This window comes from Hymenobacter crusticola (genome assembly GCF_002154225.1).
Taxonomy (GTDB): domain Bacteria; phylum Bacteroidota; class Bacteroidia; order Cytophagales; family Hymenobacteraceae; genus Hymenobacter; species Hymenobacter crusticola.
The window spans coordinates 17,940-38,662 of sequence record NZ_MTSE01000032.1 but is presented as its reverse complement, the minus strand read 5'-3'; the positions used below and the strand labels follow the sequence as shown (position 1 = coordinate 38,662).

The window sequence follows — 20,723 nt, the reverse complement described above, 5'->3', positions numbered from 1 at the left end:
GGCGGGTGTTCCCGGTAAGGTGAAAAAAGCGCAGCGGCTGGGTCTCGAAAGATGAGATTGATCCGCCGATACCTCCCTGTTTTACGCACTGGCACCCCGCTTGCCTGGCACACTCTTGCGCTTCTAGCGCGCATTCGTGCGGTTTGCCGCTATTTCCGCTGCCCCTCAGCCGCGTGGACGGGCTTGCCCCACGCAGTGGGCAGCACGCCGCAGTGCCGCTGGAAGAGCCGGGCAAAATGCCCCGCGTGGCGGTAGCCCACCGCCTGGGCCACTTGTGCGATGGGTAAGCGGCGGTGCAGCAGCAGGTGCTGGGCCCGCTGCATACGTTGCGCCACCACATACTGGTGGGGGCTTAGGCCAGTCGACTGTTTAAACAGCCGGCAAAAATGGTAGGGACTCAGACAGGCCATCGCCGCTAGCTGCGTTAACTCAATAGAATCAGCTAGCGCGCTCTGTACATACTCCTGAATCTGGCGCAGGCGCTCGGGGGCGAGGGTGCCCCGGCTGGGGGGCAGCGGGCGCGGCTGCGCACTGTGCTGGTACACGAGCTGGGCGGCCAGCATATGCGCCACCGTCTGCCCGTAGAGCGGCGCGACGCCCTCGGGCGCTTGCAGCATGGCCGCCAAACTGTAGCCCAATTGCCGGAGCAAGGGGGCCTCGCTACACGGCCCCGCTTGGAGTTCGAGGGGCGCGGCCGGCAGGCCCGCGGCGGCCGCCGTTTGCTGCAGCAACGCCGGGTCCAAGTCGAGTTGAATGGTTTGGATGGTCGTGGCCGCCGGGGCGCGCCAGGCCAGCTCGTAGGGCTGTTGTTGCGGGGTATTCAGGTACACACTGCCGGGCAGACTGGGGTAGCGGCGTCGTTGCCCCGCCCGCGTCAGCGTGAGCTGCGTGGCGCCGGTCAGCTGCACAATCAGTTGGGGCTGCGCCACCGGCTGCAGGAGCACGGGCTCCAAGGTAGCCGGCTTTCGGTGGAGTTGCGCCGTGAGGTGCGCCCCCTGGTAGTGGGCCAGCAGCTGGGTGCTCACGCGTTGGAGGGGGGGCGCCGCCGATTCGAGGGAAAGAAGGGTCCGTGCGACCTCGGGATCCGGGTGCACGGGGGGCGGAATGGGACTGGCGGAAGAGGGAGCCACAAGCGAAAAGGATAAAGCAGGCAGCAAGCTACGAGAAAAGATGCGCCACGCCTGCATAAGGGCAACGGACTAGCCGAGCAGCGGGATGGTGTCCGGTGCGGTCGCCGACGCAGGGCTCGAAACCACTCTGGGAACGAGCCCGAAGGCTTGGACATTTTATGGGGTCCCTTTACAAAATGTCCAAGCCAGTTAGACGTATAACATTCTGCGAAGAAGGAAGCCTTTATGGCTGGTCTTCACAATTGCTTTTGCGCTTTATGTCCTGGAAGGAGTCGGCTGAATTCGAGCTAACGTAGGTGACTTGATCCCCGATTCCGAATGGATCTACCTTAACTGTGATTTTAATGTGTGTCCCTTCCTTCGTGGTTTGCGTCCAGGCAAAGCAGGTGTACGTGAGCGGTTGTGGGCCTGTAAAGCAGGTGGTCGCAAAGCCGTTCTCTTTTCCAACCAGGTTCTGAAAATCTTCTGTTGCTTGCTGGCGTAGGCCCCAAGGCGTTAGCCCGAAGAGGCAATAGATCAGCACGAAAAGTAGGGCTAGACGAAGAATGCTCGACAAGGAGGTACGCATGATCCGGAACAAGGCACTAGGCGCAGGCTCATCAATCAGAGAAGATCACGCCAGAAAAGCAGGCTAGCTAGAGTTGCTTAGAACTAGACTCGCGGCTACTCTAGCTAATGATACTCCTGACAGTTGTTGCCACTGCGATTCTGATTCTTTTTCTACGCTGACGAAGTTGACGGTAGACATATAACGTTTTCCAATAGGACGTTCAGAAAACGTTATGAGCCCTATATCAACAAAAGTTAGAAAATACCGGCGGAGGCATAGCGAGCGGTCAGCTTAGGAAAGCGAAGCGGCAAATCTGTTACCTGCCAGTCCTGACCCAGCATCGGGCCCGCACACGAGTCGTAGTCATAAAGTGCCTGCCCATACTCCCAAGGTTCAAGTTGGTCGTTCTCAGGCCCCACTTTTCGGTTAAAGGCTTGATCCGCGACGCTCAGCAAGAATTCCCCCGTTTCGTGTACCGTCAAGTCCTGCGTGACTGCATCGGGTTGCCGCAGCACTTGGTCATACACCAGTGGCCCTTGTAAAATCAAGTGACAGCAGAAGTACAAAAAGGAATCATCTGACACATAGCCTTCCACCAGTTTTGCCATCGCTAAGGTGTCATAGTGATACAGCTTCTGGAGCCGTTTGCGTAATTGGAGCTCAAAGCCAATAATTTGTTTGGTCGTATGGGTGGCTAAGGCTTGGGCGAGCCATTCGCATTGCGCAAGAGACTGATAAGTAGTTGCTTCTCCCGCTTGCGTAACTAATTGCCAGAAGTTGGCTACAGGCATCGCTACTGCGGTTGGCTTCGGCAAAGGAGGCACCGGTTGCGCTTCACATGGTACGTGCAGAAGCCCTGCTTCCGGTTGGGTCGCTAAATTCAACTGCGCGAACAGATCTCGTTGAAAGGCGGAGCCATCGAACTGCGGGATCTTCAGGGTACTGATCTCTTGACAGACGCGCTGAAACGCTACCCATAGGATTTGCTCAGCGGCTTGTGGACTAGTTACCTGCATGATGGCAGCATGATTCAGCTTTATTTCGATTTCAAGCGCACGGCGGAATTTCGTATACTTCTTGTGCAACAGATAGCCTGTTTCAAAATCAAGGATGGGTTCTGCCATTCCTGGCACCCGGCCCACACAATTAAAGCCAATGGAGAACGAGAGCACGCCTTCTCCATAGGTCTTCGAGTGAAACCAAGAACGCAGATGCCCAAGCATAGGAGAAAAGTAATCGTCTTTTCGAGTGACGTCTCGTGTAACGGTGCACCAGCCAGTAGAGAGTACCATAGTTCGTTGTTGTGTGCGTTATTTTCGTCAGCAAGATCGCTTCACAAGGTCCCTAGCGCTTTTACCGATAAGAATCGAGGAGAGGGTCTCCTCCTGTAAATTCAGTTATGAGTAATAATTGATGTAAACTCCAAAAATAGACTTATTCCAAGTATTGTCCGAGAACACTTATTATATTTAGAAACTATTCCTAGAAATGGTTAAGCAGCTATTTGACGCTTTACGCTTGTAAATATTCTACTTACTACCTTCTCAGTAAATCTCTTGTGAGCCTAATGCGATCCATTCTAGCACCTGCTCAAAACTTTCACAGATCGGTTTCTCCTCCACGGAGCCATACATCTTGTAGATACCCGGTTTATCCTTCACAAAACCAAGGTGATGACTATGAATTAACCAGTCACAAAAAGGGAGTAGTTTCTGCTCATCACTCGCTTCATATTCTGCTTGAATTTTTTCTAAAGACCAGAGACTAAACATCTCCGGTGTCCAATCATTGGATCGAAAGCCATTTACCCGACGATAAAATTCCTTAAAGGCGAGTGGGAACGTAAACTGACAACGCTGTTCCACCTCCGCGATTAATTCGTGACTACTGCCCGTATTGAGCTGAACGTCCTGTGTTTGCCATAGGCGGATAATAGCTTCAAAACTCATCATAGTGCAGTGGAAGCGTTACTCAACGTAATTGATTAGTAAGGACCATAGAGCCTTTGTCGTATAAGTCCAATTATGTAAAGTAGAAGCAAGACAAAGGCTGATAACCAGGGGCTTATCAGTCGTTATATTATGTATTATGCGAGGGAAGACCAGATGCTTCCGAGAAGCCCGTAGGTGGCGTTGTAGAGGCTACCACCGGCACTAGGCTACTGGCTCCGCGGGTCGGTGATAGTCGTTGGCGAAGCGCAACAGTTCCTGCACGGTCTGCTCCGTGGCCTTCAACGGAAACACCAAATCCCGGATGTAGGCGATTCGGTTATGGTCGGCTACGTTGTGCCATTGCGCCACCTGGGTGAGATGAAACCGGATGGCGGCCAGGGCCTCTGGTACCACCGTCACCGCGGGCCAGTCCTGATGAGCCGCGTAGTACTTGGGCTCTTTAGCCCACAGCGTCTGCGCCGCCTGGTCTAGGATCTGCCCGAGCAGAGGGCTGCCGGCGACGGCGGAGGCGCCCGCTTCCTGTGATTCGAACTTGACAAAGCCGAGCGCTTTGGTCAAGGCGATTAACTCGTGAGTTTCAAAAGAAGTGAAGTTCATAGAATGCACTACTAGGTTACTATTCCGTCCGCAATAGCTTAATCGCAAGCTACGTCGTGGTGGCTACGAAACGCTTTTGATCGGCACTATATGGGATTTTTGGGAACGTTGTTGGCCCTCACGCTTGTAGCAGCCAGTCGCAGGGCTGTAGAGCGCAGGCATGTTTGATCGCGAGAAGGTCGTGGGGACTTGTTTTTATAAAAGGCCTTCTAGTTAGATAAAAGTAAGAAGTAGCTTATTATGTCAGCTCGTCCGTTTTCTCGAAAAAGCTGATTTACATACTACGTTTAGGCAAGAATGAGCCAATTCTCTATTTGCTTACCTTAAGAGTTCAAAGAGCAACCCGTGTGAGGAAGTCCGTGATTTACATGGGGCGAACCCCGCATCTTATGTCTTGACCCGCACGGGTTCATTTTGGAAGCCTGAATAGTTCAACTGGCCAACCCCGCGTGTAGTATGTTATGCTACCAAAATGAACCGCTCACCTCTTCGTTCCACCTGTTTTCTTTCCCTGCTGTGTGATGAAAACCTACGTTGGTATTGATGTCTCCAAAGACACCTTGGCGGTCGCTTTGCCCACCTCAGAGGGCTCGTGGAAGCTGCGCAACTTCCGCAACACGCCGGAAGCTATTCGCAAGCTCATCAGTGCTTTACCCGCTCAGCCACAGGTGGTGCTCGAAGCCACGGGTTCCTACTCGGTACTGCTCACCTACCTGCTGTGCCAGGCGCAAGTAGCCGTATCGGTGATCAATCCCAAGCAGAGCCATCATTTTGCCAAGTTGCAGCTCTCGGTGACCAAGACCGATGAGGGCGATGCCGTGCTGCTGGCCCGCTACGGCCAGTTGGTACAGCCACCGCTGTACACGATGGAGAGCGAAACCCTGCTCTGCCTGAAGCAAAAACGCACCCTGCTGCGTCAGTACAAGAAACAGCAGCGAGCTTTAGCCAACCTGCAGCATTCCTTCTCGCCTCTGCCCGTGCAAGATGAGCGGGTGCAAAGCAGTTTGCAGCAGATGCTGACGTACGTACACCAAAGCATTGCCGAGGTGACGGCCGAAATTGAGCAGTGGACGCAGCAACATTTTCCCGAGCAGTTGCGGCGGCTGACGTCTATTCGTGGCATCTCCACCACCATTGCCACCGCCCTGATTGAAGTCACCGGTGGCTTCCGTCAATTTCATTCCGCCAAAGCCTTGGCCAAGTATATTGGGGTGGTCCCGATCGTCTACCAGTCGGGCAAGACGCAGGTGACCAAAGGCATCTGCAAGACCGGCGATCCACAGCTACGTGCCTTACTCTACGTTGCTTCGTGGGCCGCGATCCGCTACAACAAGCCATGCCAGCTTCTGTATCAACGTCTGAAAGCGGCCGGTAAAGCCTCGAAAGTGGCGCTGATGGCGGTAGTCAACAAGCTGCTGCGCCAAGCCTTTGCCGTGGTGACCTACGAGCAAGATTATGATCCCGACTACCAACCTATTTTACGCACTAAAACTTGCTTTTGAACATAGTTCATATTATGACTTATACCCCCACTCTTGGAAAAAGGCGGTTTGCAAGGTGGAATTTCTAGTCCAAGTCTATAGAACTTACGGAAGAGAGCGACACTGCTGCGCTATTGCTACCGCTACTTGCGTAGCTTTCGAGCCTCCTCTGCTTTGCTATCCGTCTATGACTGCTCCGTACTCGCTTACCCGCTTCCGGCCTGCTATCTGGTTTGGCGTTCTGTTGTTATTGGTTATCGGTGTAGCGCGTACCATTACCAGCGCTCCGGTCTTTAGCCAGCGACCAGTCCTGCCCTACGCGATTACCTTCGACCTGCTTGTTGGGATACCTGGCCTCTTCTACTGGCTGGTGGTGCGGCGTTATCACCTGCCTGTTAGCAGTTTGGTCGGCGTAGTAGGGGCCTGTTTAGCGCTGGCTTACTGGCTAGTACTCGCTGCCCAACAGGCGCCTCTACAAGCCCTATACTTCTTACCGGCGGTCTTGGAAGGCGTCACGCTGCTCCTACTCCTGGCCAAAGGGCGGCGGCTCGTGCGTAGCTATCGGCTAGCGTACCAGCAACAGCCGCGCTTTTGGCCCTGTGCGCAGGTAGCAGTGCAGCAAACGCTTGGTCCCGCTGGTGTCTTACTCGTTGCGGAAGTCGAAATGCTGCGCTACGCGCTACTCGGCTGGTGGGCCAAGCCGGAAGTAGTACCGCAGGCCCAGGTCTTCAGCACTCACCGTGAGTCGGGCTTCACGGCCTTCGCCATCCTGCTAGGGGTTGCGCTAGCCGTCGAAACAGCCGTGGTACATCTACTGGCTACTTTATGGAGTACGAGGCTCGCGGGTTGGCTTTTGTTTTTGGAGGGGTACACACTCGTCATGCTCCTGGCCCACGGGCAAGCAGTCCGGTTACGGCCAGTGCTGCTTACGGCCGACACGTTGCACCTAAGGGTGGGCTTCGTCTGGCAGCTCACGGTGCCCGTGGCAGACCTAGTGGCGGTTACGCCTTTGCGCGACCAGCCTACCCCTGCCCTTGACCTGCTCAACCTAACGAAGCTCCTGTTCACGCCCCCAAACTTGCTCCTTACTTTTCACCAGCCCGTTACCGTGCACGGCCCCTATGGTGTGCAGCGTACGGGCCGGCAGTTAGCCGTGTACCTCGACCAGCCACAACAATTTATGAAAGCCGTGAGGCTACAGTAGTTTTTACAAGCTGCAAACCACCCTTTGCAGCTTGTATAAGGCCATAACAACGTATTTAAATCACCGTTTAAGTGAACGTTAATTGCGCAATTCGCCCGTTTTTCAGGCGCTTTACGGGTTGGTAATGATACCGCCCGTATTTTGATCCAAGACTTGAATTTCCTTGGTCGTAGAGTGGGCCAAATAGCCATATTCCTTCGAAAAGAGTTTCTTCTCGACCGTTACATCCCAAACCAGATACTCCGGATTGTACCGGATGGGGGCATGGAAAAAGGTGATGATGTGCTTTCGGGAGGAGAATGAAATAGCGAAGCGTTTGGTGAGCAAGCGCGCCGGGATGATGAACACGCTATCGTTGCGCTGCTGCAAGGTCAAGACTTCCTCCCTTGACGTAAAGACAATTTTATCAACGGGTTGTGGCTTGCCGTACCAGGACAGGTGGACCGTGATGGCGGGGTCAACGTCAGGCGTTTGACACAGAGCACCGACGAAAAGAAGCAGAAGCATCGTTATTAGGGAGTTACAAGTCGATAACACAGTGCTGGCTCTTTTTGCGATTCGACCCAAAATAACGCTGGTTCGGGTGAACAACAAAGGGCAGAATCCACGCATATACTACCATAAAGCAGATTCTCGGGGCTTTTGAGACAAGCCTACTTGTTCAGCAAAAGGAGGCTATGGATTTACGCCCGATTTGCTTGCGGCGAGTTGGTAAAAGGCAGCAACATGGGAAAGGAGTACCAGCGGCACTAGGCAGCTGGGCAACCACACGAAGGGGAAATACAGCACCGCCACATTGGGCTGCTCAAACGCCAAGCGCTGCAACGGCCCCGGCACCGAAAGTAGGGCCTGGACCAGGATGTTGAGCACGAGCCCCAGGCAGACCACGTTCCAGCCCAGCAGCAGTTGGCGCCACCGTCCTCGCCGTCGAAACACGAGGTAGTAGATCACTGGGGCACTTAGGCCGGAAAACAGGTCCCTATTGCGGCCTTCAAAGGTCATGAGTTGGGGCACCAAGTGGTAGTAGGATAGGACCCAGAGCACTATCTCCACCGGCAGGCGAATGGTGTGCAGCAGGGTGAGCCGCTCCAGACGCAGGCACAGCAGATAGCGCCGTCCGCGCCCGGTGAGCAGCAGGCCGGCCAGCAGGAGCAGGGGAGGTAGCAGCGCCAATAGCAGCCGGGGCGGCAGGGCCTGCGGCGTGGCGACATAAAACCCGTTTAGGCTCAGTCCGGCTTGCAGGCTCAGCCAGGCCACCAGCAAGGAAAGGGTGAGCCGGGAGCGGTGGGTGGCGCGGTAGAAGAGCCAGCCAGTCAGGCCGGTCAGCAGCACAAAACCAGCAGAAAGGGCAAGGGGGGCAGCTTCCACGAGGCGGGGCGGTTGGTCTGCCACAAAGAAACCAGGCCGTCAGAGAGTACTGCTTGTCAAATGACAAGAAAGAAGCAGCAGATTACGGGTTAAGCGTTGCCCCGTAGGCGACTTAAGGAAGAATCCGTCACGCCTAAGTACGAGGCGATGTATTTCAGCGGCGCGTGCTGCAGCACAGCTGGGCTCGTGCGCAGCAGCTTCTCATAGCGGGTGCGCGCCGTTTCCCGGATTTGGTCCAGCATCCGCTCCTGCAGGGTGGCCAGTGCCCCGACGAGCACCGAACGACCAAATTCCCGGAACTCGGGTCGGGCATGAAACAGCGTGTTCAACTGCTGATAGGACAACACCCACCCCTGGCAGGGGGTGAGGGCATGGATCTGCTGCTGGGCAGGGGTGCGGTTGAAGAACGACGAGGCATCCAGGGCCACGTGCCCACTCGAGTAAAACCGGGTAGTCACCTCGTTGCCCTCTGCATCCTGCACAAAAGCGCGCAGCAGCCCCTGGTCGAGGAAAAAATACGCATCACTCACCCGGCCGAAGGGCTGGAGCACTTCGTTTTTACGAAGTTGCAGGGGCGCGAAACTGCGCGCGATTTCGGTCGCTTGGGGTCCGTTGATCAAGTCCGCGCGTTGTAGGAAGTCAATGAGTTTTTCTCGGGTCATAGAGCCACAGGCTACAGGCGGAGGACGCTTCCACGCCAGTGCGCTTAGCCCTCCACTGTGCAACTTACCCACGAAAGAGGCCGAAGCCAAGACGGACACTTCTTCTTTGCGCTGTAGTCCAGAAAAACGAGCTTTGTCTGAAACAACTCCCATGAAAAGCAGCTTTGCAACGTGCGTAGGCGGGAGTGCTGATTCCTTCGAGTACGTTGAGCACTCGTTACCGTAGCGCTAGGCTGCTTTGTCGGACTGGCCAGATGTGTCGCTGAGGCTCGTTAGCACCAGGGGTACGAGGCCCCAGAAGATGGCCAGGTTGCGCGCCGCGCGTGGCTGGGACGGCAGCAGGTAACTCAAGGCCAGCAGGGTGGTGCCGCCCACCTGCCCAATACGCACGTGCGTCCGGAAGCTGATCAGGGGCCAGATGCCCGTCGGGAACCGGGTGATACTGCCCACCGTGCCTTCGCCCACCGCATGGGTCAGGATAATGGCGGCCGCCGGCTGGCTACGCCGCCTAGCCCACCAGGCGCAGCCCAGCAGCAAGGGCAGACAGAGCCGGTCGAGGAGGGCATGCGTGCGGGGCGAGACCAGGTCGAGGCGACGACGAGGAGTAGGCGCTGGTTCGGCTTGCGGCAACAGGAGGGTCATAGCAACGAAAGAAAAGAATCAAATCTCTTCTACTTACGCGGGGAGAGTATCTACGTTGGGCTAGGTACGCCTGCGGTGGAATACAGTACTCCCTCGTTTGCAAGGAAAGCTGAGCAGCTTCTGCTGCTCAGCTTTCCTTGCAAACGAAGAGTGATGTTCTTTCTCGTTGTCCGTTATCAAGCAGCAGGGGTGCCGTTACGGCTGCCCGTCCCCACCGGCTGCTCCGTAGACTTGCCCCGTGGCGTAGCTGGCATCACTAGCGGCGAGCTGCACGTAAATGGAGGCGAGTTCAGCCGGCTGCCCGGGACGACCCAGCGGGGTTGTTCCACCGAATTCTTTGAGCTTCTCCTGGGTCGCACCGCCACTCACTTGCAAGGGCGTCCAAATCGGGCCCGGGGCCACGCCGTTGACCCGAATGCCCTTGGGACCTAGCTGCTTCGCTAGCGACCGCACGTAACTCGTGGTAGCGGCTTTCGTCTGAGCATAATCATAGAGGTCCGCCGACGGGTCCGTGGCTTGCACGGACGTGGTGCCAATGATTACCGAGCCGGGCTGTAAGTGGGGCAGCGCCGCCTTGATGATCCAGAACGGGGCGTAGATGTTCGTCTTGATGGTCCAGTCGAACTGGTCGCTGGTGATGTCCAGGATCGACTTGTTGGCTTGCTGCCGCGCCGCATTGCTGACCAGAATATCGAGCCCTCCGAGCTGGCGCACAGCATCCTCTACCAATCGTTTGCAGAATGCTTCCTCGCGTAGATCACCGGGAATGGCAATGGCTTTGCGCCCTTCCTTTTTGATCAGGGCAATCACTTCCTGGGCATCTGCCTCCTCGGCGGGCAAGTAGTTGATGGCGACATCAGCGCCTTCTCGGGCGTAGGCAATGGCCGCGGCCCGGCCCATGCCGGAGTCGCCACCCGTGATCAGGGCTTTGCGGCCTTGCAGGCGCCCCGAGCCCTTGTAGCTGGTTTCGCCGTGATCCGGGCGGGGGTTCATCTGACTGGTCAGGCCCGGCCACGGCTGCGATTGGCTTTTGAACGGCGGCTTCGGATACTTCGTCGTCGGGTCAACTAGTTTGTTGGGCAATGCTTCTGCCGGAGAGGAACCAGCCGTAGCGGCGAAGAGGGGAGACACGGCGGCAACGGCTACACTGGCGCTTAAGCCACTGAGGACGGTGCGGCGGCTGATGTTCGATTCTTCTTTCATGCGCAATAAGATGATTTTTTAGGTAGATGACACCCCGTAAGTAGGTTAGGGGTAGGATTGCCAAGTAGGAGGACTCGGACCAGGGTGGCTGGTGCAAGCAAGACCAATTCGCCGCCTCTCGCCGCTGCTGGAGCGGCAAGCAGCGTGCAAGCTGTGGCGCTAGGCAACGGGTATACCGGCAACGGCTACGTCCTGCGGGACGGCGCGCCGCCCCCCGAAGGCAGCCGCGGCAGCTCCTAGACCAAGCCCCAGGGCCGCAAGCAGGGCGGCTTTCGAGAGCCCTGCCGCCGCGGCATCCCCTGTTTGGCGTGCCTTGACTTCGGCTTGCTGCTTGACTTGTCGAAACTTGGCTTGGGCCTGTTTAGCCGTGCGGATCCAGTTGTCGATCACCTGTTCGGCGTCGGCGCGGCTCTTGCCCGTGCGCTGCATGACTACGTTCACCGCAGCGTCGCGGTCGGCGGCCTCCCCGATGTTATCGGCGCGCCTGGTGAGCCGGTCAATCACGTCGTCGAAGTTGTCGCCGGCCGCTTGTGGATTTGTGGCGCTCTGGCGGGCTTCTGCTTGGGCGTCGCGACCCGCCGCTTTCGCTTGGCTGGCGAGGTTCTCGGGACTCAGTTCGGCTTTGCCCGTTTGGCGCAGCAGTAAGCGGGCCTGCTGCTTAAGGTCGGAGACATCCAGGCCGCGCTCTTTGAGTTCGCCCTGAATAGCTTGGCCCGCTTCGGGGGCCACGGCCGCCAACCCACGGCCCGCGCCGCTCAATGCCCGGCCTGCTACACCGGTTACCCCGCCGATAATGCGACCCACCGCCGTGGTGAGCAGGTAAAAGGTCAGCAGCGTGACCACCGCCCAGGTCAAAAGACCATGCAGCAGGCCATCCGTGGGCCGGGGCATGCCGGCTAGCCGGCTGGCTACCGTCGCTCCTAGGTAGAGCGAGCCTAGCATGCTGAGGATCCACCAGATGGCGGCCCCGAGGCCAATACCCGCCATCGGGTTTTGCTCTTCCAGCGGGTCAATGGTGCCCAGCCCAATGCCCAGGCCCAGCAAGCTGAGGGCGAGCTGCAATACGAGCGCCATCACAGCGCCCGCTAAGATCGCGCCCCAGGAGATGCGTTTAACAAAGGGGGCCGCCGCCGTCGTGTCAGCAGCAGAACGCGTGGCGTCCGTAAAGGCAGTAACCACCCCGTGGTCCTGCGTCGTCGTAATGGTAGCCATGTAGTCGTTGGAAGTAGGGCGGTCGGGTCAGACGGCCGCTAGGTGAAAAGAGGCTGGCCCTACGAGGCTGGGGGAGCGCTCACATGGTCCGCGTGGGAGGTTGTTTGCTTATGCTGCTTGCAAGCAGAATAATAAATATATGTTTTTCAGCAATTTACGTTTTAAACTACCAGGCCAAACTCTGTAGCTTGGGTAAACCGGCTTCCGGCCTTCCTCTAGGCAAGAAGGCAGACCAGGGACCTCAGCGGCCCCATCTGCCGCCAGTAACCCTTCCCTAAAATCAGTAGCCGGGCGGCTATTTTAGGGAAGGGACCGAACCTAATCGGATCAACTGTGGCAACGCCGCCCGTGGGGCTTACGAAAGTGCGTGGATGGCTTGGCGCATGTCGGTCCAGCTCAGTTCGCCGGCTACGTAGCGGGCGTAGAGCTGTCGGTCCGCCGGTGTGACCTTGATTTTCAAGTTAGGAATAACGTCCTGCATCTGCGCTAATGCCCACGCTCGCTGCGTGGGAGTTTGGACATTGGGGCCAAATCGTGCATCGTATGCCATACAAAGAACCGAGAAGGAGCGCCGTGGTACGCTGCCTCAAAGGTGCGAGCCAGAAAACCGCAACGTGCTACGGCCAATACGAGAATGACACTGCGGATTATACCTAAATTTTACAGCAGTAGCAGGGCAACGTAGCGTTGCAACTCTCCTACGTAGTGATCAATCTACTAGGCCACTAGCTAGGCGACAAACGTAGTACTAGCGCATAGTAGCGCAATAATAGGTGCAGCGTACGCCCACTGAAAACGTGCATTCAAGTGAACTAGAAACTGTCTTTTGGCTACGCTGTTCAGCAAAGTCACCGTTTAGGCTCCATTGTGGACGGCGAACCAGGCGTAAACGCACGAAAGCACTGCAGAAGTGATGGCCCGTCTGTACTAGTAGTGAGTTCTGCAACAGCCACGTGTGCTTGTGATACGTTATGCGTTAGCGCCTGCGTATGCTACCTCCCCGCCCTGACGAGAAGGTCGGAGCATTGTCATAGTATTATCATGCTCGTGCTCTTCTCAAACATAGATAAATTAGCTTCAACAAGTATTATATAATTAAAGTATTAATTTACTGTAGGTTGTAGTAAATAGCAGTACGTTTATAAGGCCTCTGCGGAGAAGCGATGTGCTGGTGAAAGGCGGTCATGTTTAGTCCCTTACCACTCTTATTCTTGCTTCTGTTATGTCTGTTATTTCTATTCCGCTACTGCACGTCGCTACAGGAAATCGAACTATTCGAATCATCTGTTGGCTAAGCCCCTTGCTGGTGCTGCTAGGCCAAACCGGCTTAGTGCAAGCGCAAGCCCTCACCCTTGCCACGTTATCGCCGGCGCGCAATGCGCTGGTTGCCCCGCCAACCACCAGCGTTACGGTTGACTTCAGTCAGCCGCTGAGCACCGGCGCCGCCACCCAACAAGCCCTTAAGGTGTTCAGCGCGCAAGCAGGCGGTCAAAAAGCGGGCGTGTCGGTCGTGACTGGGAATCGGCTTAGCTTCCGTCCCAGTCTGGGGTTTAAAGCGGGCGAAACGGTATTTACGACCGTCACGGATGCCGTGCAAAGCAGCAGCGGGCAGGCCCTGGGTAAGCCAGAAGTGTTTCAATTTACGGTCGCGACGGCCCCGAGCCCCGGTACCTTTAGCGGTGGTACAGAGGTCGCTATCAACCGCAATGCTTTCAGCAGCGTGCTGGGCGACGTGGATAACGACGGGGATCTGGACTTGCTCACCGCTAGCAGTAACGCCGCCACGGGCACCGGGCTGGTGAGCGTAAGCCTCAATGATGGCGGGGGCACATTCCGCCCCGGCCCGGAGGTCATGATCGGCAATGTAGCTCTGGCTGAATCTCATCATGTGGTACTGGGCGACTTGGATGGCGACGGCGACCTCGACTTTGCCGTCCCTACCAGCGACGGCCACACGGTGAGTTTATGCTTTAACAATGGCCACGGCGTGTTCAGCGGCACGCAAGAGATTGAAACGCCGTATGCCGCGTACACGGCCGCCTTCGGCGACGTGGACAGCGATGGTGACTTGGATCTGCTCGTGCCGCAATTGAGTCCTAACCTCAATACGGTGCGCGTGTACCTGAACGATGGCCGCGGCACGTTTAGTCGCGGCGCGGAGGTGACCGTGCCCCGGCAGTCCGGCTACGTAGCGTTAACCGTGGGCGACGTGGATAATGACGGCGACCTTGACCTGCTCACGGTAAATCCCGCGCAGAATAATGTGTCTGTGCGCCTGAACAACGGGAACGGGACCTTCTCGGGCGGCCAAGACATAGCCGCTGGCACCTATCCAACCAACATCGTCCTAGGGGACGTGGACGGCGATGGGGACCTAGACTTCGTAACCGGTAGTGGTACTTCTATCGAAACTACCGCCAGTGTGCGCCTGAACAACGGGAGCGGCGTTTTCTCGGGCAGCCAGCAAGTACGCGTAGGCACCACGCCGCGTAACCTCGCGCTGGGTGACGTAGATGGGGACGGCGACCTCGACCTGATGACAGCTAATACGAACAGTGGTACCGTGTCGGTGCGGCAGAACAACGGCGCCGGCACTTTCGCAGGCGAACAGACGGTCCCCGTCGGCTTGACGCCGCTGAGTGTCGCCCTCGGCGACGTGAACGGCGACGGCGACCTGGATGTGGTCGCCGCCAACGGCCTCGAGCAGACCGTCAGCGTGCGCCTGAACCAAGGCTTGGCTAATCCGGCCATCACGGGTATCGTGCCAGGCATCAGTCCCGTAGGCAGCACCGTTGTGATAAACGGCACTGCCTTTCTGGGGGCCACTCGCATTGCCTTCAACGGTGTGGCAGCCATCGACTTTATGGTAAACCGTTTGGGCACCCAGATCACGGTAACGGTACCAGCAGGTGCCACCAGTGGGCCTGTGGTTGTCAGCACAGCAGTGGGCAGCAGCAACAGCTTTCCATTCGAGGTAGGGCCCCTACTGACGGTGACCGCCTTGACCCCCAACCGTAATGCGCTGGCTCGGCCGCGCAACACCCTGATCGCTGCCACCCTCAGCCAGCCGCTCAGTCAGGGAGACGCTACCTTGCGAGCCCTGCACGTATTCAGCCAGCAAACAGGCGCTGAAACGGCCGGCTCGACTATGGTGAGCAGCAATATCCTCACCTTTGATCCTAGCACCGACTTCAAAGCAGGCGAAACAGTGTTTGTTACGCTTACCAAGGGCGCGCAGAGCACGAGTGGCGTTAGCTTGGCCAAACCTCAGGTATTCCAGTTTACAACCGCAACTAGTCCCAGCACCGGCGTTTTTGAGCTTGGTCCGACGCTCGCACCCGCTTCGTATTCGAGCGCAGAAGTACTGGGCGACGTCGATGGGGATGGCGACCTGGATTTACTGGTGGCCTCCTCCAGCGAAGGAATAGTGAGCGTGCGCTTAAATGATGGCACAGGGGCTTTCGTAGACTCCCGACAGCTAAACATAGCGAATCGAGTCGGTATAAAGCTAGGGGACGTGGACGGGGATGGGGATCTGGACCTACTCACGGTTAACGGGCAGGGAGTGGACGTTTATTTTAATGATGGTAGCGGCGCCTTCGCGAACCCACGAAGCGTAGCCGTGGACGGCGCCGTGTTTGACACGACGTTTGGGGACATCGACGGCGATGGGGACTTAGATTTGCTCGCAGCCGTTTTTTATGATCTATACAATAGTGGCGTTAGTGTGCGCTTGAACGATGGTACGGGCACTTTCGGCGATGCGCAGCTGGTGCGCGTAGGAGCAACCATCGTCGCGGTTGCCCTGGGCGACGTGGACGGGGACGGCGACCTGGATTTGCTCACCACGGACGGCCCCAGTAGAGCTGTGCAAATCAGTCTCAATACGGGCATCGGCACCTTTGGGCTCAGCAGCACGGTGACAGTAGGAGAGGACCCCGTCCGAACGGTGCCCGCCGACCTTGACGCTGATGGCGACCTCGATCTGCTCACGGTGAACCGCCAAAGCCATACCGTGAGTGTCTGGCGGAATACGGGTACCGGCACTTTTGCCAACCCCACGAGCGTATCCGTAGGACTTTTGCCCTTTAATCTAACAGTCGCCGATCTAGATGGGGATGGGGACCTGGACTTTGTTACCCCCAATGCACGCGCTAATTCGTTAAGTGTACGTCTTAACAATGGTTCCGCTCAGTTCACCGCGAATCAGGAGGTATCCGGCACAAACGGTCCTATCAGCGTGATCCCAGGTGATGTAGACGGGGACGGGGACCTAGATTTACTGGCGCTCAGTGGCGAAGGCCGCGTGCAGCAATATTTTAATGTAAATAATGATCAACTCATTGTCACAGCCCTCTCTCCGGCACCCAACACGATAGCCGCTCCGCGCGCCACTAGCGTAGGGGTAACATTTAATCAACCCTTGCGCAGCCAGGCGGCCACGCAAGGGGCCTTGCAGGTATTCAGCCAGCAGGCGGGGGGCAAGAAAGCCGGCACGGCTACCAGCACGGGTCCTACGCTTACCTTCGACCCAACGACCGACTTTAAAGCGGGCGAAACCGTCACGGCCACGCTGACGAGGGCTGCGCAGAGCAACAGTGGGCAGAATCTAGGTCGAGCGCAAGTCTTCCAATTTACAACGACCACGCTCCCTAGCCCTGGCACCTTCAGTGGCGATTCCGAATCCTCCACGGACAACGGACCGGTGAGCGTTACGGCCGGCGACGTGGACGGGGATGGGGATCTGGATTTGCTCACGACTAACCTCGGCAATGTCAACAGCCCCAATGGCCTAGGCAATGGTACCACGATCACGGTACGCCGTAATGACGGTACTGGCACGTTTACAAACGCGCAGCACTTGACTGTAGGCCGCGGCCCTACCCAGGCCGTACTAGCCGATCTGAACGGCGATGGTACCCTCGACCTGCTCACGGCCAATAGTAGTAGCGCTACCGTTAGCGTGCGACTAAATACCGGCAGTGGCAGCTTCGGCCCGGGCGCGGAGGTAGGCAGCGGCAACATCCACGGCATTGCCGTCGGTGACGTCGACGGCGACGGGGACCAAGATCTGCTGCTGGCCGACTACAACGAACCGAGTACCGTGGCGATTGGGCTAAATAATGGCACGGGTACGTTCCCTTTCTTTGACTTCTCTGCCGCCCGGCGTGTCTCGGTCGGTTCGCGGCCCATAAACATTGCGCTAGGGGACGTCGATGGCGACGGCGACCTGGATTTTGTCACGAGCAGCTCCAACGGCACCACGGTGAGTGTGCGCGTCAACAACGGCACCGGCATTTTCACGGGGACCCAAGAGGTGGGGGTTGGCTTTAATCCTATGCAGGTGGTGCTCGGCGACGTGGATGGGGACGGCGACCTGGACGTGGTCACTGCCAACTACTACAACTACTTCAATCCCGCCATCAACTATACCAACAGCACCGCCAGTGTGCGCCTGAACAATGGCAATGGCCTCTTCGCCGGTGATCAGCAAGTAGCCATCGGCCGGGGAGCCCGTAGCGTCGCCCTGGGCGATGTGGATGGGGATGGGGACCTGGACCTGCTCGCCCCTAATGAGTTGACCAACTCGGTAGGCGTACGCCTGAACAATGGCAGCGGGGCGTTCAGCGGCAGTCAGCAGGTAGCTGTGGGCGATAACCCTACCTACCTTGCCCTAGCGGACCTCGACGGGGACGGTGACCTGGACTTCGCCACGGCTAACTTTCTGGGTAACACCTTAAGCGTGCGCCTGAATCAGGCCGCGGCGGAACCGTTACTCATCACGGCGGTATCGCCTAGTCGCAACGCCGTAGCTACGCCACGCCCCACGCCAGTGGCCGTTACGTTCAACCAACCCTTGCGGGCAAGTAGCGGCATGACTGCGCAGGCCCTCCGTGTGTTTGGCACGCAGAGCGGGCGCAAGGCCGGTTTCTACGACGTGAGCAGCAACACGCTTCGGTTGGCGCCCACCGTTCCCTTCAAGCCGGGTGAAACGGTGTACGCGACCGTCACCACGGCGGTGCAAAGCAGCAGCGGGGCTCCCCTGGTTACACCCCACGTATTTCAGTTTACCGCGGCGGCCAGCCCGAGCACCGGCCTTTTTAACACCGGCCTTAATCCCGTGGTTGGCACTACTCCCCACGGTCTTGCGGCCGGTGACCTAGACGGCGATGGCACCCTGGACTTCGTCACCGCCAATCTGAACAGCAACACCGTATCGGTCCGCTTAAATCACGGAGCCGGCAGTTTTTCGAGCACGCAGGAGATTAGCGTCGGGCGGGGTGCGCGCAGCGTGGTGCTGGGGGACGTAGATGCAGATGGCGACCTGGACCTGGTGACCGCTAACAGCCGGACGATTTTTCCCGGTACCGTATCGGTGCGCCTGAACAACGGCGCGGGCCGTTTCGCGGGCACCCAAGAAGTGGTCGTCGGTGACACCCCGCACGCCGTAATGCTCGGCGACGTAGACGGGGACGGCGACCTCGATTTGCTGGCCGCCAACTATACAGCCGGTAGCAGCCTCACTAGTAGCACGGTGTCGGTGCGCCTCAACGACGGGACGGGCTCGTTCGGCGGCACACAGGAAGTTACCGTCGGCACGCGCCCCCTGAGCCTGGCGTTGGGTGACCTAGACAATGATGGCGACCTAGACTTTGTAACCGCTAACTCGAACACGACCACCGCCAGTGTACGCGTGAACGATGGGTTGGGCAATTTCTCTGGCATGACGGAAGTGCCGGCGGAATTCAACCCAGAGGCGGTTGCGCTGGGGGATGTAGACGGGGACGGCGACCTCGACCTCACCACAGCTCATCGGGCGTCCGGTACCGTGAACGTGCGGCGAAACGATGGCCGCGGCAATTTTACCGGCACCCAGCGGCTTCTGGTAGGAGCGACACCGCATAGCATCGTACTGGGCGATCTTGACGGGGATGGCGACTTAGACTTGGTCACCGCGAATACCGGCAGCAACACAACAAGCGTGCGCTTGAACAACGGTAGCGGTACGTTCAGTGGCACGCAGGATGTGAACGTGGGGGCGGGACCCTTGGGCCTCACGCTGGGGGACGTAGACGGCAACGGTACTTTGGATTTGCTGACGGCCAGTAGCGCCACCAACTCGGCTAGTATCCGCTTCAACGGCGTCACCAGCCTGCAAGCGAAGGTTTTGGTGGTAGCGCCCGCTCATCTGCAGGATCAAATTAGCCTCTACCCAAATCCGGCGCATGCCCATGTACGCCTGCGCTTGCCCGCCGAGCTAATCCAATCCGGTATGCAGGTGCAGGTGTTTAACACATTAGGGCAACTGGTGCTGGCGCAAGCCCTGCCGCCGCAACAGGAGACTGAGCTATGGCTCGCGGCATTGCATACAGGTGTATACAGCGTGCATCTAACCACGACACAAGGGGTAGTTATCAAGCGTCTTGTCATTGAGTAGCCTCTTAGCGTTGGAGTGGGCAGGGGCTATTCGTGGTTGCTGTCCGCCTTTTTCCCAGCCGCTAGCGTGTGATGATTCTTCCACTAAAGAGGTACGCTTATTACTTGTTCTCTACTCTTTCTTGAATATTGAGGTGGTCGAGCTATGCCGTATAGAGTTAAGACGTAATTTGAGGTGGGTTTTGAAATTGTTGGCGATTAGTCCTGTAACGCCTAACAATCCTTAAATTAGAAAACGTTATGGTGGTCAAGGATTGCTTACGGCGGGATAGCGCTGGATAGGGGCTTCAACTTCACCAAGATATCTTGTTCAAACCAGCGCTCGGCATCGGCGCGCTCTTGCCGGGTCAGGTTCCAATTGCCCCGGCGTAGCGGAATCGTTGGGGGGAGCAGCGTAACGTTTTCGATAAAGAGGCCACAGTGCACCCTATCTTCGCCTCAGTTAGCAATTGCTAGGGAGTAGAGGACGCGCCCATTGACCGCTTTCAAAGTCCACAAGGGCTGGTTGTAGGACGTACCGGTGGGATACTGCAGTTGCTTGAACGCCTGTGCTTCGGTCAGTAGCGGCCCTCCTGGCGCTGGATAGTCGATGGGCATCTACTGTCGCCTCGCCGATCGCACTAGGCGAATCGTAGTACTGTCGTAGCGGTTTTGCAGATAGTGCTGTCCCCTAAGCGCTGTCTGTGCTCCTGTTCTAAGCTCCGCTCCCTTAGGAACCTACCTTTAAGCAGCAGAACCGCTACGTGCGGCGCGCAGCCGATCCACGAACGCGAAAAAAGGCATGTTAAGCTGCTGCGCTAAGGCTAGTAATTGCAGCAATTGGCCTGGCCCACCTACCCAACCACTACGCACTAGGTGCAGGTAGGGCTCCGCTATATCCTGGTAGGGCAGCTGCGTAACGGCAACGGCCTGTTCTACCGCCGCCAACGCTATTTCAACGGCCGCTGCTGTGGGCAGCAGTTGTTGCAAGTGCTGTTCAAGGGTATGACAATGATAAGCTTTAGTAGAGCGGAGGGCGGTCAACATAGGAAGAGGCATTAAAGAAAATGCAGGTAAATATAGTACTATTTTTATTTATACGTAGGCATGTCTACTAGTAAATTTGCACTATGCCTTGTTACGTGGCTTCGGGTCGTGCGGCGAGAATACCCCCTTCCAGGTGGCGGAGCACTTGAGCTGCCGGCCAGATGGCTTGCCCATCGGGTTCCCTAACCGCCGACGGCGCGTACCAGTACGGCGGCTTTCGCGAATGCCCGCAGCGCCGAACGCTACCTGGTAAAGACCA

General features: G+C 57.4%; 16 protein-coding genes. 3 read left to right on the top strand and 13 right to left on the bottom strand.

Features of this window, described 5'->3' with window-relative positions; genetic code table 11:
• Positions 1 to 149: 149 nt before the first annotated feature.
• From BXP70_RS26285 to BXP70_RS26265, 4 genes are all read right to left on the bottom strand, one after another.
• Complete coding sequence (locus BXP70_RS26285) at positions 150 to 1,130, bottom strand: helix-turn-helix domain-containing protein (protein ID WP_179197855.1); 981 nt, start codon at positions 1,128 to 1,130, stop codon at positions 150 to 152.
• Between the two features lie 804 nt (positions 1,131 to 1,934).
• A complete protein-coding gene (locus tag BXP70_RS26275) occupies positions 1,935 to 2,972 on the bottom strand; it encodes a DUF4240 domain-containing protein (RefSeq protein WP_086597104.1) in 1,038 nt (345 codons plus the stop codon).
• Positions 2,973 to 3,224: 252 nt separating this feature from the next.
• Positions 3,225 to 3,632, bottom strand: coding sequence for an SMI1/KNR4 family protein (locus BXP70_RS26270; protein WP_086597103.1), 408 nt, complete (start codon positions 3,630 to 3,632; stop codon positions 3,225 to 3,227).
• Positions 3,633 to 3,833: 201 nt separating this feature from the next.
• Positions 3,834 to 4,229, bottom strand: a complete 396-nt coding sequence (locus BXP70_RS26265) for a hypothetical protein (protein ID WP_086597102.1) — start codon at positions 4,227 to 4,229, stop codon at positions 3,834 to 3,836.
• Between the two features lie 521 nt (positions 4,230 to 4,750).
• On the opposite strand from BXP70_RS26265, the gene BXP70_RS26260 reads away from it, so the two are divergent.
• Together BXP70_RS26260 and BXP70_RS26255 are read left to right on the top strand one after the other, a co-directional pair.
• Positions 4,751 to 5,731 carry an IS110 family RNA-guided transposase gene (locus BXP70_RS26260; protein WP_086597101.1) on the top strand — a complete coding sequence of 327 codons (981 nt, stop codon included), beginning with the start codon at positions 4,751 to 4,753 and terminating at the stop codon, positions 5,729 to 5,731.
• Positions 5,732 to 5,897: 166 nt separating this feature from the next.
• Positions 5,898 to 6,914, top strand: a complete 1,017-nt coding sequence (locus BXP70_RS26255; protein ID WP_086597100.1) for a hypothetical protein — start codon at positions 5,898 to 5,900, stop codon at positions 6,912 to 6,914.
• A 111-nt stretch (positions 6,915 to 7,025) separates the two neighbouring features.
• Here the strand turns inward: BXP70_RS26255 and BXP70_RS26250 are convergent, their stop codons facing one another.
• The 7 genes from BXP70_RS26250 to BXP70_RS29705 all read right to left on the bottom strand — a co-directional run bounded on the left by BXP70_RS26250 (position 7,026) and on the right by BXP70_RS29705 (position 12,551).
• Positions 7,026 to 7,421 carry a hypothetical protein gene (locus BXP70_RS26250; protein ID WP_086597099.1) on the bottom strand — a complete coding sequence of 132 codons (396 nt, stop codon included), beginning with the start codon at positions 7,419 to 7,421 and terminating at the stop codon, positions 7,026 to 7,028.
• A gap of 168 nt (positions 7,422 to 7,589) precedes the next feature.
• Positions 7,590 to 8,282: a hypothetical protein gene (locus BXP70_RS26245; protein ID WP_086597109.1), complete on the bottom strand. Its 693-nt coding sequence runs from the start codon at positions 8,280 to 8,282 to the stop codon at positions 7,590 to 7,592.
• A gap of 89 nt (positions 8,283 to 8,371) precedes the next feature.
• Positions 8,372 to 8,944, bottom strand: a complete 573-nt coding sequence (locus BXP70_RS26240) for a Crp/Fnr family transcriptional regulator (protein WP_086597098.1) — start codon at positions 8,942 to 8,944, stop codon at positions 8,372 to 8,374.
• Positions 8,945 to 9,172: 228 nt separating this feature from the next.
• Positions 9,173 to 9,586 carry a hypothetical protein gene (locus BXP70_RS26235; protein WP_086597097.1) on the bottom strand — a complete coding sequence of 138 codons (414 nt, stop codon included), beginning with the start codon at positions 9,584 to 9,586 and terminating at the stop codon, positions 9,173 to 9,175.
• A gap of 195 nt (positions 9,587 to 9,781) precedes the next feature.
• Positions 9,782 to 10,789 (bottom strand): SDR family oxidoreductase, encoded by a 1,008-nt coding sequence (locus BXP70_RS26230; RefSeq protein ID WP_086597096.1) that lies wholly within the window; start codon positions 10,787 to 10,789, stop codon positions 9,782 to 9,784.
• A 159-nt stretch (positions 10,790 to 10,948) separates the two neighbouring features.
• The gene (locus tag BXP70_RS26225) at positions 10,949 to 12,001 is read right to left on the bottom strand and encodes a hypothetical protein (protein ID WP_218779873.1); all 1,053 of its coding nucleotides are present in this window, start codon (positions 11,999 to 12,001) and stop codon (positions 10,949 to 10,951) included.
• A 355-nt stretch (positions 12,002 to 12,356) separates the two neighbouring features.
• Positions 12,357 to 12,551, bottom strand: a complete 195-nt coding sequence (locus BXP70_RS29705) for a hypothetical protein (protein WP_143436702.1) — start codon at positions 12,549 to 12,551, stop codon at positions 12,357 to 12,359.
• Between the two features lie 672 nt (positions 12,552 to 13,223).
• Here BXP70_RS29705 and BXP70_RS26220 point away from each other — a divergent pair.
• On the top strand, positions 13,224 to 19,439 hold the full coding sequence (locus tag BXP70_RS26220; protein ID WP_086597095.1) for an FG-GAP-like repeat-containing protein: 6,216 nt from the start codon (positions 13,224 to 13,226) through the stop codon (positions 19,437 to 19,439).
• Between the two features lie 257 nt (positions 19,440 to 19,696).
• On the opposite strand, the gene BXP70_RS30080 is transcribed toward BXP70_RS26220, so the two are convergent.
• Together BXP70_RS30080 and BXP70_RS26215 are read right to left on the bottom strand one after the other, a co-directional pair.
• Complete coding sequence (locus tag BXP70_RS30080; RefSeq protein WP_179197854.1) at positions 19,697 to 19,864, bottom strand: hypothetical protein; 168 nt, start codon at positions 19,862 to 19,864, stop codon at positions 19,697 to 19,699.
• A gap of 297 nt (positions 19,865 to 20,161) precedes the next feature.
• A complete protein-coding gene (locus tag BXP70_RS26215; RefSeq protein ID WP_143436701.1) occupies positions 20,162 to 20,464 on the bottom strand; it encodes a hypothetical protein in 303 nt (100 codons plus the stop codon).
• Between the last annotated feature and the right edge of the window lie 259 nt (positions 20,465 to 20,723).

Bases quoted from the DNA above. Each gene is read 5' to 3' on its own strand.
- BXP70_RS26270 (WP_086597103.1), bottom strand. From the start codon at position 3,632: ATGATGAGTTTTGAAGCTATTATCCGCCTATGGCAAACACAGGACGTT.
- BXP70_RS26230 (WP_086597096.1), bottom strand. From the start codon at position 10,789: ATGAAAGAAGAATCGAACATCAGCCGCCGCACCGTCCTCAGTGGCTTA.
- BXP70_RS26215 (WP_143436701.1), bottom strand. From the start codon at position 20,464: ATGTTGACCGCCCTCCGCTCTACTAAAGCTTATCATTGTCATACCCTT.
- BXP70_RS26255 (WP_086597100.1), top strand. From the start codon at position 5,898: ATGACTGCTCCGTACTCGCTTACCCGCTTCCGGCCTGCTATCTGGTTT.
- BXP70_RS26275 (WP_086597104.1), bottom strand. From the start codon at position 2,972: ATGGTACTCTCTACTGGCTGGTGCACCGTTACACGAGACGTCACTCGA.
- BXP70_RS26265 (WP_086597102.1), bottom strand. From the start codon at position 4,229: ATGAACTTCACTTCTTTTGAAACTCACGAGTTAATCGCCTTGACCAAA.
- BXP70_RS26235 (WP_086597097.1), bottom strand. From the start codon at position 9,586: ATGACCCTCCTGTTGCCGCAAGCCGAACCAGCGCCTACTCCTCGTCGT.
- BXP70_RS26220 (WP_086597095.1), top strand. From the start codon at position 13,224: ATGTCTGTTATTTCTATTCCGCTACTGCACGTCGCTACAGGAAATCGA.
- BXP70_RS26260 (WP_086597101.1), top strand. From the start codon at position 4,751: ATGAAAACCTACGTTGGTATTGATGTCTCCAAAGACACCTTGGCGGTC.
- BXP70_RS26240 (WP_086597098.1), bottom strand. From the start codon at position 8,944: ATGACCCGAGAAAAACTCATTGACTTCCTACAACGCGCGGACTTGATC.
- BXP70_RS26225 (WP_218779873.1), bottom strand. From the start codon at position 12,001: ATGGCTACCATTACGACGACGCAGGACCACGGGGTGGTTACTGCCTTT.
- BXP70_RS26250 (WP_086597099.1), bottom strand. From the start codon at position 7,421: ATGCTTCTGCTTCTTTTCGTCGGTGCTCTGTGTCAAACGCCTGACGTT.
- BXP70_RS29705 (WP_143436702.1), bottom strand. From the start codon at position 12,551: ATGGCATACGATGCACGATTTGGCCCCAATGTCCAAACTCCCACGCAG.